The following is a 16229-nucleotide window of genomic DNA, read 5'->3' as shown; positions in this document are numbered from 1 at the left end:
TTAATCCCCGAACATGTTTGCTTTGAATACTTCATCAAGTGGTTTTGCATTAGTTACGAGTGAATTTCCATTCATAAATATCTCATCTACCTGTTCTGTAAGAATATTATTTTCAACGAAATCCTTATCTGCAGTTGGATCGAATTTATCATCCTTGTTTCGCCAAATTACGATTACAGAGTTTCCGTTACGTTTTCCACTAACTACAACATAGCTTACGTTATCGCTATTCGTTTTATAGATCTTGTTTACAGTAATTCCTGCAATGTAATTGAATGTTTCAATTAAATCGATTTTCTGTTCTTTGATCTCGTTATTTTGTTCGATTTTTAGAATATAATTGAAAGGGTTGTCCAAATTATCCAAATTTAAGAATACATTGTTATCTCTTGATTCAAATTCAAGCATGTATTTGATTGCGTAATCTTTGCTCTCCAAAGCTGTCAATGTAGGTATTTTGAATTCGATATTGTTTAATGTGTCTTCATACTGTTCTAATTTATGGTATTTTATAATCTGGTTTGTTGATCCATTATTATCCAGTGGTTTTCCGTCTTTCCAATTTTCCGAATAAATTGCTTTTTGAATCCTTGGTTTGAGTACCGTATCAAAGTACTGCCCCATTTCAACTAAAATAAATTTTCTTTTTCCATTGTCTTCTTTGTTTAAATTAATTACTGCGTGTCCTGTTGTTCCTGATCCAGCAAAGAAATCAAGCACCAAAGATGATTCATCTGCCAAATAATTTATAATAAATTCCATTAGTTTGATCGATTTTGGAGTGGAATCTATAGAATAGCCTAAAATATTTGTTAAGTCGTTGCTAGCCTGACCTGCAGTTCCCATTTCATTAAGAACGGTTGAGGGTATTTCATGCGTTTTTTCTTTTACATACTTTAATTTTCCCGTAGAACTAAAGAAAAACTCCAAAACTTTCTGATTTTTGGTGTCAAAAACTTCTTCATCACTATAGAAATACTTATTCATCTGGTTAAGTTGAGTCCAACCTGCTTTTAGAGTTACATCTTCAGCTAATTTATTGCCTTTGCACATCATTCTTCCATTTATTAATTCAGTAGATTCTACACCACCCCAGGTGCCGTTTAACTCGAAACCATCTTCAGCTTCAAATCGGGTTCCTTTTGGAAAGGTAAATTCTTGAAGTTTGTGCCGTTTAGATTCTTTTTTCTGTGCTCCCGCTATTATTTTTCCATCTGCCCCCAATATTGCATTAAACTGTGTCCGATTTTTAGAGTAACACAATACATACTCATGATATAATTTGAAAAAGCCTGCCTGTGCTGAATGATTCCTATTCCATATTAATTTTGCAAGCCTATTTTCATTCCCTAAACACATATCTGCCAAAGCCGTTAAATTATGTTCTTCATCATCGTCAATACTTATTGAAATAGATCCATTTTCCCGAATTAAATTCTTAGATAGTGCTAATCGATCATAGATCAATGAATTCCAACTACTGTGTTTAAAATTATCCTTATAAATAAATCCATCATAACCTTTGTTATAGGGTGGATCGATATAACAGCACTTAATTTTTTCACGATATTTTTCAAGCAACAAATTCAAAGCTTGGAAGTTCTCAGAATTTATGAGAATACCTGTTATATTATCCTCTAAATTATCAATTTCACTCAAAAGTTCGTATTTGAAGTCTTCGTCAAAGAATTTCGTGTCAAGGGTTAAAGTTGGATTTTGTACCAGTAGTTCAATTTCAGGATTTCCTGTACTTGTGTATCCCAACAAGTTGCTTTTTGAATCCTTGGTTTTCACATTAACATCAAAATCAAACAGTGTTTTCCACTCATCAAGTTGTGAATGGTTAGAAAGGATCTTTGAGTAGTGTTTTTTGTCAATACGGTCAAGAGTGATACAGTAATCCGTAGATACCACAAATTTCTTCTTTTCCCATAGTTTCTTCTGAAAGTTCTCAACTTGTGCTAAAAAGTCAATTATGTTTAGAGAAATTTCTTTGAATACTTTTATACGACGAAGTTCGATGTCATATTTGTTCCAATTGTCCTCAAGAACGTTATCGAGATGAAACATTTCGTTTTTGATGTAAAAGTCAAGTTCACCAGTTAAAAACTTCTTCAAGTCCTTGTGGATGAAATAGTCAGATGTGTTCTTTGTAGCGTACTTATTTAGGTGCCATTCGATTTCCGATTTATCCGACATTGTGCCGTCCATTTTGAGGTGTTTTTTGAATAAACTCGAAATTCCGTAAATCCCAATCTGTTCAGTTATTTTTTCGACGTTGAATTCATTTACCGTATCATTTGTAACGGTTTTTTTACCAGATATTTTGTTTACTTCGTTTTCCTCATCTTTTGTAAGGCCACGGTATCCAAATGTAACCGTTAGTTCCTTAGAATCTTGGTTGTATTCTAGATTGTTGAAAATAAAGAATTTTTTATCCGATGATTTAACGTTGTTTTGTTCAACTTCTGTATCTTCCGAACTAATTTCAAAGTTAACACTCAATGAACCAAGCTTAAACGAATAATTGAGGAAGTTTTCCGAGGTTTTTATGTAGTATTGGTCGTTATTAGCCCAGTAGAGATACACTTCTTCACCGTTGTATGGTATTGCATATTTATTCGATTTTGAATATCTTCTTTTGGAAATAAAGTCTCCACTGTCATAATATCGTGAAAAAAAGTTGATAATATCTTCGTAAATTCCTTCTTCGATTGAATTTTCATTTTTAGACTGATTCAGCAGCTTTTGTAAACCAAGATAGTTTTTAACTCCATCGGTATCTCCATGTAACTTCACAATTGCATCAATTTTTTTACCGAATACCCCTTCCAATTGACTTTTCAGCTCATCAATCTTCTTTTCGATTTCTTTTGTATCTTCTACCGATTTCATTTGTAATTGAATAATGTTAATCAAATCTTCCTCAATGAATTTCTTTATTTCATTACGTTTGATGTTTATAATTCGGTATATCCCAAAATCAAGATCGGATTCCTCGAATTGAAATAGGTTTCGTAAAACAGCTTGCATTTGCGTTAATTTATCGTTATTTACCATTATTAGCACCTTCTAATTTGTAACAAAGACCATAAAATGGACATTTACCCTCTGTTGTATTACAAAACTTACATCCCCAGTTTCGCTCAAATTCCTTATTATTTATTGAATCTTCGACATTCATTATTAATTTTTGTGTTTTTTGAATTCCTTCCTCACTATTTGGAATGTGTTGCATGTGGTTGTCTTCGATAGAATATGCAATCAAATGACTTATGGGTTCAGGATACACTTTACTCAATGCCATCCCATACGTTTGAAGTTGAATTTCAACATTTGTGGATTCGATACCCTTTTTTGTCATGGATTTGAAATCCAATATACACAATTCACCGTTTTTATTACGGATAACCAGATCTGCCTGACCATTTACCACTAGATCAGAATTTATATATGTAAATGGTCTTTCAACATCAACAATTTCGCCGATAAACTCTTTTGCATTCTTGTGGTAATCCCTAACAAGGTCAATTACGCTATTCCGATATTTTTTTGTGTTTTCTTCCTTGCAGTACTTATCTACAATACCCATGATATCGCGGATACTGATGTTTTTGCCTTCCGACATCATAATGTGTAGTTTTTTTAGACAGTTGTGTATAATACTGCCATAAATCTGCCTTTCCCATTCAGGTGTTACAAATCCAAGCACATAGTATAAATAAAACCTAAATGGGCAGTCCATGTAGTAATTTACCGATGAATAAGTCATCCTGATCTTTTCGTCCACAGGCACATAATGATCATCTTCACCAAATGTGGCAGTGAAGGCTGACGGAGATATAAACTTGTAATCTCCAATTTCACCAATAAATTTTGACATTTTTCGATTTCTTCCGTCAATTGCACTTATTGTGAGCAGTTTTTGTGCTCTTGACATTCCCACATAAAATACCCGCCTAACTTCTTCATCAAAATCAACATCATGTTTATTCATCATAAATTGCTTTGGAATGTTAACTAACCTATCATCGGCTCTTGCACCATAACGGCGTTCTGTAACCCCTCCAAGTACCACAACAGGGAATTCAAGGCCTTTAGCTTGGTGTATTGTCATTATTTTTACTACATCCTGACCTTCCGGTGATGCTGCATCCTCTAATTTATTATCTGGAATTTTTGTAAGTAAATATATGAAAGATTTGAAGCTGTTGGAACCAGTGTTTTTCTTGAATTTCTCCAAAATCGTGGTAAATTTCGCAAGGTTTTTCAGTTGTAGTTCCGCTTTTTCAGCATTGTACTTGTCTGCTTCGTCTTTTGAAGCTTCAAATAATCTCCTAAGATAACCTGTAGCATCCATAAGTTCATAAAAAATGTCAAGCTGTGGTTTCTTCACATCTTTATTGCGGATATTTTTGATATTTATAAGTGTATCTATGTCTTTAGTAGCGATACCTTGGTTTTTCAGGCCTTCATAATTATAAACATCACAAAACTTGTGTGGTTCACCACGATAGTCTAATTTTTCGACTGTTTTTTCATCCAAATTCAACAAATCAGAACCCAATATGTCATAATCCAATAATGACATTAGTTTCCTGTTTCGAGATACCTTCTCATTAAGTTCATATTCATTAATGCATGCCATAGCGTGGATCACTGACCGTATTTCCGGTTGATCTATCAATGAACTGTCACCATAAACCACATAAGGGATATTACGTTCCATTAATTCATCAACAAGTTCATTTGCATGATTCCTAACACTTTTGAACAGTACCGCAATATCGCCGTAGTCAACATTGTGTTTTGTTATCAATTTTTCAATCCATTCTGCAATCTTTATTGATTCTTCTTCGGGCGATTCCGAAACAATTAACACAGGATCGCTGTAATGTCCATTTTTAGAAATTATTTTTTTCTCGAAAGTACGGTGTGGCCCCATAAATTTATCAAACGCATCCACTATTTCTTCAGGGGATCTGAAGTTTTCCTCAAGTTTTATCATGTGCGCCTTGATTTTTTCAGGTCCAGAATACCGTTCCAAAAACTGCCTAAAGTTTTCAACCGATGCCCCCCTAAATCCATAAATACTCTGATCTTCGTCACCCACAACAGTGATATTGAATTTGGGTTCTGCTATCAATCGTATAATGGCATCCTGTATCGGGTTAGTATCTTGGTATTCGTCAACAAAAATGTAATCAAACATTTCTCTTACTGAGTTTAATGCGTCCTCATTATTCAGTAACATGTGGTAAAACTGTTTTTGTAGCATTGCAAAATCTAACTTTTTTGGATCGGTTTTATCAAGTTCCGCTTCATAATACTCATAACTTTCAGTAAGCAGTTCTTCAGTCTTTAATGAACGTTTACCCGAATAATACGTTTTGAGCGCTATGGGATCTATATCATTTTCCGTTAACAGGTTGTAAAAATTAGTTAACTTATCAACAAATCTAATCCGTTTGCCCGTTTCGAGCCTTTCTTCAATGCCGTTAAGCCCAAACCCACGATAGTTATTGTCAACGTAAATAAACTGATCTAACTCATCCATTACCTCAAAGACGCTTCCGTAATTGTGATATTCTGGAAACATTTCTAGCATTCGCTGACAAAATGAGTGTATAGTAGAAATCTGCATTGTTTCAACACGATCACCCAATCGTTTTCTGAGCCTATCCTTTAGTTCATCGGCAGCTTTAATGGTAAAAGTCACAACCAATAACTTATTTGGATCATATCCTAGTTCTTCAACCAGATAGACAACTTTTTCGATTATTGTTCGCGTTTTACCAGTACCTGGGCCTGCAACAACAAGTAATGGTGATTCAACGTATTTTATAGCATCCATTTGGCTTTTTGTTAATTTATATGGTGTCGTGTACATCTACATCCCCCTCGTAAAATGTAACTGTTATAATATACCTATTACGTTATATTCACCCCCCATTAAAAACATTGCGATTTAAACGGGAAAATACTCGATTAAAACGAACAGTTCGGTTTAATCTGACGTGTTACGTTAACCATGACCCCCAATAAAGTTTTTTGTTGAGTAAGCCTATTGAAATTCGCCGTAATTCATTTCTGTAACCCGTATTTTATTACGGGAACCGTTCCTATGGCCACATTTAGTAATATGTCAATTATAACATACCAAATTATCACATTAACTTTTTTGACGTATTTAACCCCAAAATAACCGTTTTTCAGGTGATACCATGACAATCAACAACTCAAAGGAAACTTACCACATATGACGGTCAAGTTTCCAAAAACTCACTACGGTGATATAATGGACGATATAACTGACATGATATTGCTCAAAAAAGATTCCAAAGAGCACACTGCACCAAACGACACTAAAAAACTCGAAATCGATAAGTTAGTTGATGAATTCAGCGAACAGAGACGATTTGACAATATAAAAGAAGCTACAATATCCAACGATAACGACCGAATCAGAGTATTCTTGCGATACATATATTACACACTGAATAAAACACCCGAAACTCTAACTAACCGAGATTACATGGCTTTTTTCACATACGTCAAACGAGAGCGAAACTGCAGCGATAACACAGTGAACAAATACTTCAAGCTGCTCAAAGTGTTTTATCGGCTGATGAAATTCAAAAACTTCAGCGACTTTGTAGTTGAAAGTAAAGAACGAAAAAGGTTTTCACGGTTTGATATCAAGCATTACGATGCAATAGATGAAGATACATTAAACCAAGTATTAGTTAAGCTGCTGAAATCGAACAGTGGTACAAAAATTCGTGATGCAACATTTATCCGACTCCTGTGGGATACTGGCTGTCGAGTGTCTGAAGCGTGCAATCTGACATATTCAGCGTCAGACTTAAACAAGGGTGTGTTCAAACTAACACACACGAAAACCAAACAAGATCGGACAGTTGTGTGTTCCAAAGAGACACTGAAACTCCTAAACTATTTTCTACAGCACGACCCGGATAATTCACCTGAAGATCACCTGTTCAAGTCAGCTAATGGTGCCAAGTTGAACAAATACACTCTTTCAGCTCGGTTCCGAAATATTGTGAAGGAATTGAAAAAGGATGGAACAGTCCCCAAAAACCAGTGGCTGGTTATTCACTCATTACGCCACGGCCGTGCGGTTGATTTGCTCAATAAAGGTGTTTCAATCGACGTTGTAAAAGAGTATTTGGGTCATGCCTCAATCGAAACCACCCTCATTTACTCACATTCAACCGAGCGAAAAAACAAAATGCTTGACCAGATTTCAAAGATTTTGTAAGCAGTCCCGTGGTATCCGAGCGCATCGGCCAAAAGTGGTCCGGTGAGATTTATCGCATCCTTTGCAAAAAAAGATGCGGTAGGGGTTGCTAAAGCGCCGGACTTTTTTATTTCACCCACATCTAGACGATAGCTTAAATACGGTGTTACAACGATATAATCGATTTTTTACGTGATTTAAAGTGGACGATGTTTTCGGTTATTCGGAATAACTGTACCGCAATAAATTACCATTTTTTTCCACGTGTTTTGCAACCAGTATTGTGTTTCGATTCTGGTTATAAACTGGGTACACCCGATTGGACAACATTTGAGTCATAACTTGGACACGTGTTTGGAAAGCGCAGAGGGAGGGATTTGAACCGCCGGTCTTTAGTGGAGAACCGGATATCAAGTCATACCACAGTACGTTAACATTGATACTGTGTTACAGCGCATTGTGTAGCCGTTTTTAGGACGTTGTAGCTATCGCGTTTAATATGGTTTGCGCACAAATTTTACGGTACCGCGCACTCGGAATAATAGAAAAGTATATATAGCTGAATCGCTTAAGTACAAGTGCGAGCAGAGGTGGTTGAGCTTGGCCAAAGGCGCCGGACTTGAAATCCGGTTCTCCACTGGGGAGCGGGGGTTCAAATCCCTCCCTCTGCGTTTTTAATTTCACGTTCAAACGTTGTGGCTTTTTTTAGTATTGTTATCTCTTCACTGTTTTCAGCAAATTTAAACGATTTTCCGCGAGAAGGACCTCATTTTTACCACAGGTAGGGTGCCGGATTTTTTTAATACACCATGCTATCTCGATTCTACGGGCTTCTTTTAATTTTTAAGGTGTCGGACTGAGTCCGGCACCTTAGGCTTACAAAACATAATAGTTACTCGACAGATTATCCGTTTTTTACCAATTTATAAATAATATAAGCTCTTTTATTTAATTAGGTAGAGTAAATTTTTTTAATTCTTATTTTGAGATATATCAATCGTTGAAAAATAAGATACGCCCCCCGTGATAACTCTATCGATTTTTTTTAAATACTCCCATTTCCCCCTCTTTTCAAGGTGATTATTTTGATTAAAATCTGTCCGTATTGTTTAAAGCCTGTTGAACATTTTGAAAAGGATTATCACAAATCTGAAGTCAAAGCTGTCAATGTTCATACGAGTAACAAAAATTGTAGTGTTTTACAGACCAGTTTTGTTAAAGATCAAGCGAAATGCTCAAACATTCAGAGTTTGAAAATGAATGCAGGAAAAATTTCAAAAGATTTGAATTTATCTGAAATTCAAAAAAAAGACTTTTTTAATTCGATTATCAAGTTAAAACGAGATCGAAACCACCTGAAAGATTACATTATTTTACAGAGTGCATTAAACACCGTTTTGGTGGGTGGTTAACTTGATAAAACGTTCTATTCTTTTTTTGTTAGTTTTGTTGTGCGTTTCAACAGTAAACGCAGGTACAACAAGTATATTGTCTAGTGATCAAACGAGCGACTATTACGTAGAACTGAATAGTCAATATACTGATGAATTATTACTCTCAGCATTAAACACCACTTCGTGGAGTGCTTATGTTCCGGTCGTTGTCGGGTATGGAGATAATAAAATATATTTTTCTTCGGAAAAAGATTTAGCACGATTTTGTACGGCTTTAGCATATAATGTTAGAACATTGGCGTTTTCTGGAGAATATACAGTATATATCGAAGATCAACTAGTACCAGTTACAACATATTATTCAACATCAACTACGACACGTACAGGATATGTTGAAAACGCACAATATGCGTATATTTATGCAGTGGCATATACTGGAGCAGATTATTATGGGTCCGAATCATGTATTTACTTTAATTCTGAGTCTTTAGCCCATGCTGAGGGAAAAAGTGCGGCTTCTGGTCAATTTACTTCAAGGGCGGTTTCTGGAACCTATGACCATAGGGTAGCGTGTTTAGGATACCAAGGTTACGGGTTTTATTCTGTAACAATCTTTGATTATGTAGATTATGATGATACATTAGTTACTACATTAATAGAACCTCCCGACCGGGGGACTGTATCGATCAATACTGAACCAGAAACAGCAGTCTATGACGGGGATATATTACTAGGTACAACCGATAACGGCGGACTTTTACAAATCGATATTCCGGTAGGGGAATATAATTTAAAACTAGTGAAAGAAGGGTACTGGGACGCGTACGAATCTATCAACGTAAATATTGAGAATGAAACGGAGTTATTTGTTTCACTTGCTCCAAAAACCGCAATATTCCAAGTTTCAAATGAATTTTCTGGGAATTTGTATCCAAATTCCGTTGGAACATTATCTATGGATATAACTCCATTAAAGGAAGCTTATGCAACAAAATTGAGGGTTTCAGGAGTTGAAGTAAGCAAAGTTTATTATCAGACTCAAGAATTGCCAAAAGGATCCGATGGATATTACATATTAGGTGATGTAACAAGCATTCAAAATATTGAAATCGAGTTTAAAACTCCGGCATCCTGGGGAGAAAAGACGTTTACAGTAGAATTAGATGCTGTTGATATCGAAGGTACGGCTTACACAAACCTTGAAACGATTAATTATGAAGTTTTAGAACTTCCATTTTTACTTGAAATGCCTGAAACTTTTGGAATCGGAATAAATGATATTACATTAACAGACCAGTCTGGAACTGCTTATTCAGTTTTAATGGTTCTTTATGATTCTGAAGATGTTGAACAGTGGAGTTCAAGTTCTAATCTTTTAGAATACTGTGATTACACGTTTGAAGTTCCAATTGATGATGCAGGAGATTACACACTTGAATTAACTGCAAAAACAGGAACTGTAAAAACCTATTATTCAATCGAGATCATTGAACCAGTAACTTTGATTACTGAAGAAATCACTGCAAATCCAGGAAGTGTCGCAACAGTGCAGTTTAAGATTTCAAACCCTACTTCAAATGTAAAATATTATACTTCGGAGTTAACGTGTCCGTTTTTTAACGAATCAATTGCTAAAACGTTTTCAATAGCTCCAAAAACGGTTGACAAAACAGTTGACATTTCTTTTGAAGTTCCAGAAGAGCTTGATCTTGAAAACTACCAATTAACTTTAGAAATATTTGATCCTGATAAAACAGATCCGATTTATTTTGGAAATGTTGTTTTAACAATACCCAGTAGTTCACTTTTCCTGGCTTCAGTTCCTGGAGGTAACACTACACTAATTCTTTTAGCTGCTGCAGTTCTTTTAATTGCAGGAACATTTGCAGCATTGAGGCTGAAAAAATGATGAAATCAAAACTATTTTCTATTTTCTGCATTTTTTTAATTGCTTCACTCCCTTCAGCAAGTGCTTTTTCTGTTTTAGGTACTGAAGTAAATGCAGGATGGGATGATGTTGGAGCTCTTGGAATTGGTGGCCTTGCTGTTGGTGCACTTGCAGTAACTGCTGGAGCTCCAGTTCTTGTTGCGGCTGGTGTTGCATGTATTGGTGCAGCCGGTGTGGACTATGCTTACAGATGGGCCACAGGAAAAGATGTTGAAGAATCTGCAGCAGTCACCGGAGCTGCAAAGACTAATGTGACAGATTCAGAATACATTAATAATTCGTATATTTACGAAGAACTTGCAGGATACAGGCAATATTCAGAAGAATCTGCAGCACAAGATATTGCAGAAATTAAAGATAAATTAGAATCTGGAATTGGAACATATTTATTTAAAACTACAGGAACCCTGTCAGATGTTTCAGTTTCAATGAAGGGGCCTGACAAAATATATGGTTTTTCAGCTTTTCCAGTTCAATTAAAGTTTGATGAAGCATTAACTGGCTCAGAAAGTTCTTATGTAAAAATTGAAAGTGTAAAAATCTACCTTGTAGATTCTGATGGCGTTAAATGGAATGAAAAAACGTATTCAGACGATATAAAACTTCAAGAAAATTGTGAAGATTATCCTGATGCAATTGAAGAATATATTTTAAATTTCACAATGAAAGCACCTGATCCATACATTGGAAAGGCAAAATCGCAAGTAACAAATGCCCCAGATAGAGAAATTCTTCAGGAGTTACTAAATGCAGAAGTCAAACAGTTTGAACTTGTCGTTGAAATTGATGGATATGCTAAACTTTACAAAGAAGAATCTGGATGGAGATATAATGAAGATTATGGTCTTGAAATGTGGGAAACCTGGGAAGAATACGATAAAACAATTACAATAGATACAAAACTTACCACTCTTGAAGCATGGGATATGATCCATAACGGTGCTTACTATGTTGATGGGGCCGATGGATCTCTTCCAACAACATTCGTAAACGAAGTGACGCCAATTGCTTACTCTTCATATGCAAATGGAGCAACTTCAAACGTAATTGGTCGAGTTTGGGCAAGTCCAGTACATTGCTACAATTCATCAGCACAGTATAAATTTATCCTTGTTGGTCAGCCCGACAACTTAGAGCCTGTTGAAGTAACTATTGAAGATGATTATCGAGCCATGGTCTTGAAACTGAGAGATGATCTGGTAGCAACAATTGCATCAGAAACTCCTGGAAACTTCCACGACATGTCAGTTCATAACGGGGTTACAACTTCGCTTAATTACTTAAAAACTGACAGTACTGAAGCATTTGAAACCTACTTTTTAGTAATTGCAGATGTTGATGACGATATTGACGCAGCACTTCCAGTGTGGTGTATTATTCAGCCAAGGATTTCTGTAATCGATAACGTGAAATATTCACTTTCTGAAGAATTCAAAGAAGAAATTCTTGAATTGTTATCAGATGGTTCAATTTCTGATTCAGATACTGAAAGAATTACAGAAATCATTGAAATTTCTGAAAACAGTTTAAAAGAAAAACAGTATGTTGCAGAAATAGAAGCTGAAAAATACGAAGATGATCAAAAAGCAAGTAATGCAATTTCAAATGCTTTAGAAGATTATGAAAAAGCCTTTGAATACTATGAAAAGGCCAAAAATACAGATGATCCTGAAGAAATAAAAGTTTACACTTATCTTGCAGGGGATATCTATGAACCTGCAGGGGACTATTGGAGTGAAGCTGCAGAAAAATATAATTTAGGACTTGATGATCAGGGAGACGCCCTAGCTGAAAATGCTGAAAAACTTGAAAGTCTTGCAGCTGAATATGAACCTTCACTCTGGTTTACTGCAGGATCCACTATTTCTGAATGGTGGGATCAGTTTAAGTCTGGTTTTGGCATTGGTGACGTTCCAGACACTGTTTTAATTATCGTTTTACTTGGAGTCTTGGTCTCTGGTGCAATAATTGTCACTAAAATACTATAACAATTCTTTAAAACTTTTTTTAGGTGATTTTTTTGGCTTCAAACTCAAATAGCTCTGGCTCTAAATCATTGCCACCTTGGCTTATTTTTTCTTTGAAAATGGTTGGTTGTGGTGTTGGTTTTGCTGCACTAATGTGGTATGTAATGAATAATTCTGTTATGGGTTCTGATGTTGTTCGGGGTCTTGCAGCAGTTCCTTTTGTGTTCTACTTGATGGCGGAACTATTAGATACGATAGTGGACATGAACAAAGTTGTCTACACACCTCTTTTTAAAAACTATTCTGGAATCGTTGCTGTTGGCTTAACTGTTATAACAGTAGTTTGTATGTTCTTTGTAACTCTCTGGGCCTTGTCGGGTTCAATTACTCTTTCAATTGGTTCAGCAGGTGCTTCAAGCGTTGTTGTTGCAGCAATCTTTGCATTGTATCTCCTTGCTCCAAACACTGGAAAGGAAAAATTCCTTCTGTACCTGTTTGTAGGGGCATCAATTGCAACATGGGGTTCTTATTTATCAATAATTCCAAGTTTCACAGGCTTTGGGCTGTAAGGTGGTTTAAAATGTAGGTGTAAATTATGATTAATCAGTTAATTTTAGTTGTAATGAGTTTTGTGCTATCGATGGTTCTAAAAGAGCAGGTAGAAGTTGTAGGTCAGGTCTTAGGATTACCTGGCCTTGTTTCCTGGATTATTCTAACACTTATTGTGTTAATATGTGTGTGGAAAATAGGTTCTGATAAATGGGATTTAGGCGATTTACTCGCTTCTTTTGTTTTAATTGTACTTGTTTTACTCTATTATTATCAAGATGTTTCCCAGATATTCCTGGAGTGTTCAAGGATTATGCTTGGTGTCTGTCTTGGTGCAATCGTTGTATCTGCAGCGAATGCAAGTAAAAGATAGTGGTGGTGAGGTTATGTGAACTTTGAATCAATAATTCCAATTATTCAATCCTACTGGATTCAGATTGTTTTGATCATGCTTGTAGCTGTTTTAATTAAAAATATTAAGGCAATAATCCTTGCCACCGCAGTTGTTTTTATATTATCTTATTTTGGATTCCAGGATCTTTCAAACTTTGACTTTTCAGGAATCATTGAAAAGATCACTTCTATTTTAGGAGGTATCGAATGGCAGAAATTATTGGTAAGGTAAAACGAAAAAAAGGCTCTTTTGTTTACGTGGATGGTAAAGGAAACGTTATTCAAAAGAATAGAAGTGAAATGAAGAAAAAATCAACTAAAAAATCTAAACGGTGATACTTTTGAAAAATAACATATGGATTGGCCTTGCTGTTGCAGTGATCCTTGTTGCTGCAGGAGCTTGGTACTATTTAGATCAAGGAGAATCTGCAGGAATTATTATTCCAACTGGAACAACATTTTCCTCAGATGCAGCATTTGACAATGAAACTGGTGATGTTTTAATTACATTTAACGCTTCAAAAGAAAATATAACTGCAGATTCGCTTGAACTGTATGTTTCATACGATGAATTAACATTTACTAAAACAAATACCTTTGAAGATGTGGCATTTCCTATTGATGTTGAAGTAACTCCTGAAGATGGAGAAGAAAACCTTTATTACTACGCTGTTATTTCATACAGTGACAAAACTTACAGATTACCTACAGATGCAGGATCCTATGAAACTGTAGAAATTACTGTTGAAAATTCAACTGAAGAAACTGAAGAAACTGCTTTATCATTTACTGCAGTACCCGATTTTAACAGCACCACAAGTGTTGTTTTATTCTCTCTTTCTGCTTCAGAAGAAAACAAAACTGCTGATGTTGTTTTATTCACTTCATACGATAACACAACATTCACAAATACTGTAAATTCAACTGCTTTAGATCTTCCAGGAACTTTCGAGTTCACTGCAGATGCTGCTGAAACAGATCTTTACTACTACTTAGAAATTACATGTGACGAAAACACATCAAGACTCCCTACTGAAGGAGCTGAATGGATCAATATCACAGTTGCTGCTGAGTAAGGTGATTTGATGGCCAATTTCTCACTTGATGTCTGGCTTCCAAAAGCTGTCGGTGCTTCAGCTGTCGTGGGATTACTTCTTTGGTGGACTGGAACTCAGGTAGTTACAATTTCAGAAATTGCAACTTCCCTTTCTTCCATCCCTTTTGCAGTAATCCTATTGATTGAAGGTCTCGATAAATTAGCAGATGTTTCAGGAATGTATAATAAATTAATTCCACAAAACACATCAAACCACCTGTTAAAATCAGTTGTTATTGGAGTAATCGCATTTGTTGCGGTTCTTTACGGAATACTTGGAACAATTAGTTTGTCATTAGGTTCACTTGCAGCACCTGCACTGGTTGCTGCAGGAATATGTGCAGTATATATCTTAGCTCCAGAAACTGGAGATGATGAATTACTATTATTCTTGTGGATCGGTGCAACTGCTGCGACACTTGGCCACAATATTGCTATAATACCACCTATCCCTGGAATCACAGGGTGATTGAAATGAAGAAAATAATTTTCTTCACATTTTTAATTATTTTTTTGCTTGTCTTTCAGATCTTGAACTCATCCAAATCAGATGAAGAGATTATTCAGTTAAAATTATTGAAATTTGGTTATCCTTCATCAGGATACATCATTTGCAATGAAACCGTGTATTATAAAGACGGTTCAAAATCAGAATTAACTAATCCACCTAAAATGTATGAACTCGGTGGGGTAGAAGCATATTATCTTGCTAAAGATTACATTGACAAAGAATATGGCACTTCATTAGAATCAAAGGGCCTGATGATTAGAGTCGAACCCAAATCAATTGAAGAGTCTGAAAACTACTGGAAATTTAAATTCTATTTTGGAGACATTGGCTCAACTGGTCGATTCATGGGTTACATCTCTGTGAATCGTGAAAAGGGCTATGTTGATATGGAAGGATTATTTTAAAAGGTGATTTTATGGATGAATTCTCAAAAGGATGTTATGTAGCATTTTCTGTAAGTCTTTTACTTGCTGGAGCTTTGGAATATATTGGATATCTAACAGTGAACATTTCTGCACTGACTGGATTCTTAGGGTTATAACCAATGCAGAAAAAACTGTTTTTAATTATGATCTTTTGTTTGCTTCCAGGAGTGTATGCAAATAGTGACAATGAAACAGTTTATGTTTTGACAGATTATGATGATCTGAATTATTCAACGTTGATCGTGTATGATGGAAACATGGTTTCAGGTCAGAATGCACTGATCCATGAATTAAAACAAAACATTACTGCACTAAATGAAGAACTCAGTAAAAAAGATAAACAGCTTTCAAGTTATATCGTGGCTAAAGCTGAGAACGTTGAACTAAAAGAAAACATTACAACTCTGAAATCAAAAATCAAACTGTTAGAAGCTGAAAAAGAAATTTTAGAAACTCAAAATGAAGGCTATCAGGACATGATAACAGACCTGATAACTAAACAAAGTAATGATACTAAGGACATCAGCACAGAAGCATACAATAATGCGGTAAAAACTGTAAATAACTTTAAACTTGGTGTTTTAGTCGGAGTAGTAGTATGTTTAGTGTTATTTTTAGTGCTCAGATGGAAGAAAAAACAATTCGATTTTGGAATTTAATTTATGACTGGTACCCATTTTTTTAG

At 35.4% G+C, this 16229-nt stretch carries 15 protein-coding genes and 1 tRNA gene; 14 read left to right on the top strand and 2 right to left on the bottom strand.

Annotated elements, in window-relative coordinates; translation table 11 throughout:
• Together HNP90_RS03445 and HNP90_RS03440 are read right to left on the bottom strand one after the other, a co-directional pair.
• The gene (locus HNP90_RS03445; protein WP_011976469.1) at window positions 1-3060 is read right to left on the bottom strand and encodes a site-specific DNA-methyltransferase; all 3060 of its coding nucleotides are present in this window, start codon (window positions 3058-3060) and stop codon (window positions 1-3) included.
• Window positions 3050-5890, bottom strand: coding sequence for an ATP-dependent helicase (locus tag HNP90_RS03440; protein WP_011976468.1), 2841 nt, complete (start codon window positions 5888-5890; stop codon window positions 3050-3052). The genes HNP90_RS03445 and HNP90_RS03440 overlap by 11 nt, the downstream gene beginning before the upstream one ends.
• Before the next feature lie 369 nt (window positions 5891-6259).
• On the opposite strand from HNP90_RS03440, the gene HNP90_RS03435 reads away from it, so the two are divergent.
• The 14 genes from HNP90_RS03435 (at window position 6260) to HNP90_RS03380 (ending at window position 16203) form a co-directional block, all read left to right on the top strand.
• Complete coding sequence (locus HNP90_RS03435; RefSeq protein WP_011976467.1) at window positions 6260-7282, top strand: tyrosine-type recombinase/integrase; 1023 nt, start codon at window positions 6260-6262, stop codon at window positions 7280-7282.
• 563 nt (window positions 7283-7845) lie between these two features.
• Window positions 7846-7932, top strand: a tRNA-Ser gene (locus tag HNP90_RS03430).
• A 405-nt stretch (window positions 7933-8337) separates the two neighbouring features.
• Window positions 8338-8673, top strand: a complete 336-nt coding sequence (locus tag HNP90_RS03425; protein WP_011976466.1) for a hypothetical protein — start codon at window positions 8338-8340, stop codon at window positions 8671-8673.
• 1 nt (window position 8674) lies between these two features.
• Window positions 8675-10564, top strand: coding sequence for a PEGA domain-containing protein (locus tag HNP90_RS03420; protein WP_011976465.1), 1890 nt, complete (start codon window positions 8675-8677; stop codon window positions 10562-10564).
• Window positions 10561-12591 (top strand): hypothetical protein, encoded by a 2031-nt coding sequence (locus tag HNP90_RS03415; RefSeq protein WP_011976464.1) that lies wholly within the window; start codon window positions 10561-10563, stop codon window positions 12589-12591. The genes HNP90_RS03420 and HNP90_RS03415 overlap by 4 nt, the downstream gene beginning before the upstream one ends.
• Before the next feature lie 32 nt (window positions 12592-12623).
• Window positions 12624-13139: a hypothetical protein gene (locus tag HNP90_RS03410; protein ID WP_258558913.1), complete on the top strand. Its 516-nt coding sequence runs from the start codon at window positions 12624-12626 to the stop codon at window positions 13137-13139.
• 26 nt (window positions 13140-13165) lie between these two features.
• On the top strand, window positions 13166-13492 hold the full coding sequence (locus tag HNP90_RS03405) for a hypothetical protein (protein ID WP_011976462.1): 327 nt from the start codon (window positions 13166-13168) through the stop codon (window positions 13490-13492).
• A 15-nt stretch (window positions 13493-13507) separates the two neighbouring features.
• The gene (locus HNP90_RS03400) at window positions 13508-13744 is read left to right on the top strand and encodes a hypothetical protein (RefSeq protein WP_048060393.1); all 237 of its coding nucleotides are present in this window, start codon (window positions 13508-13510) and stop codon (window positions 13742-13744) included.
• Window positions 13720-13848, top strand: coding sequence for a hypothetical protein (locus HNP90_RS09430; RefSeq protein WP_258558912.1), 129 nt, complete (start codon window positions 13720-13722; stop codon window positions 13846-13848). The genes HNP90_RS03400 and HNP90_RS09430 overlap by 25 nt, the downstream gene beginning before the upstream one ends.
• Window positions 13849-13853: 5 nt before the next feature.
• Window positions 13854-14588 carry a hypothetical protein gene (locus tag HNP90_RS03395; RefSeq protein ID WP_011976461.1) on the top strand — a complete coding sequence of 245 codons (735 nt, stop codon included), beginning with the start codon at window positions 13854-13856 and terminating at the stop codon, window positions 14586-14588.
• Window positions 14589-14597: 9 nt separating this feature from the next.
• On the top strand, window positions 14598-15077 hold the full coding sequence (locus HNP90_RS03390; RefSeq protein ID WP_011976460.1) for a hypothetical protein: 480 nt from the start codon (window positions 14598-14600) through the stop codon (window positions 15075-15077).
• A 5-nt stretch (window positions 15078-15082) separates the two neighbouring features.
• Window positions 15083-15523, top strand: a complete 441-nt coding sequence (locus HNP90_RS03385) for a hypothetical protein (RefSeq protein ID WP_011976459.1) — start codon at window positions 15083-15085, stop codon at window positions 15521-15523.
• Between the two features lie 11 nt (window positions 15524-15534).
• Window positions 15535-15660 (top strand): hypothetical protein, encoded by a 126-nt coding sequence (locus tag HNP90_RS09425; protein WP_258558911.1) that lies wholly within the window; start codon window positions 15535-15537, stop codon window positions 15658-15660.
• Between the two features lie 3 nt (window positions 15661-15663).
• Window positions 15664-16203 (top strand): hypothetical protein, encoded by a 540-nt coding sequence (locus tag HNP90_RS03380; RefSeq protein ID WP_011976458.1) that lies wholly within the window; start codon window positions 15664-15666, stop codon window positions 16201-16203.
• Window positions 16204-16229: the final 26 nt, after the last annotated feature.

The organism is Methanococcus maripaludis (assembly GCF_013760955.1).
Lineage (GTDB): Archaea > AGJL01 > Methanococci > Methanococcales > Methanococcaceae > Methanococcus > Methanococcus maripaludis_A.
Note: the sequence above shows the minus strand (reverse complement) of the source record. Positions and strands in the feature narration are given on the sequence as shown.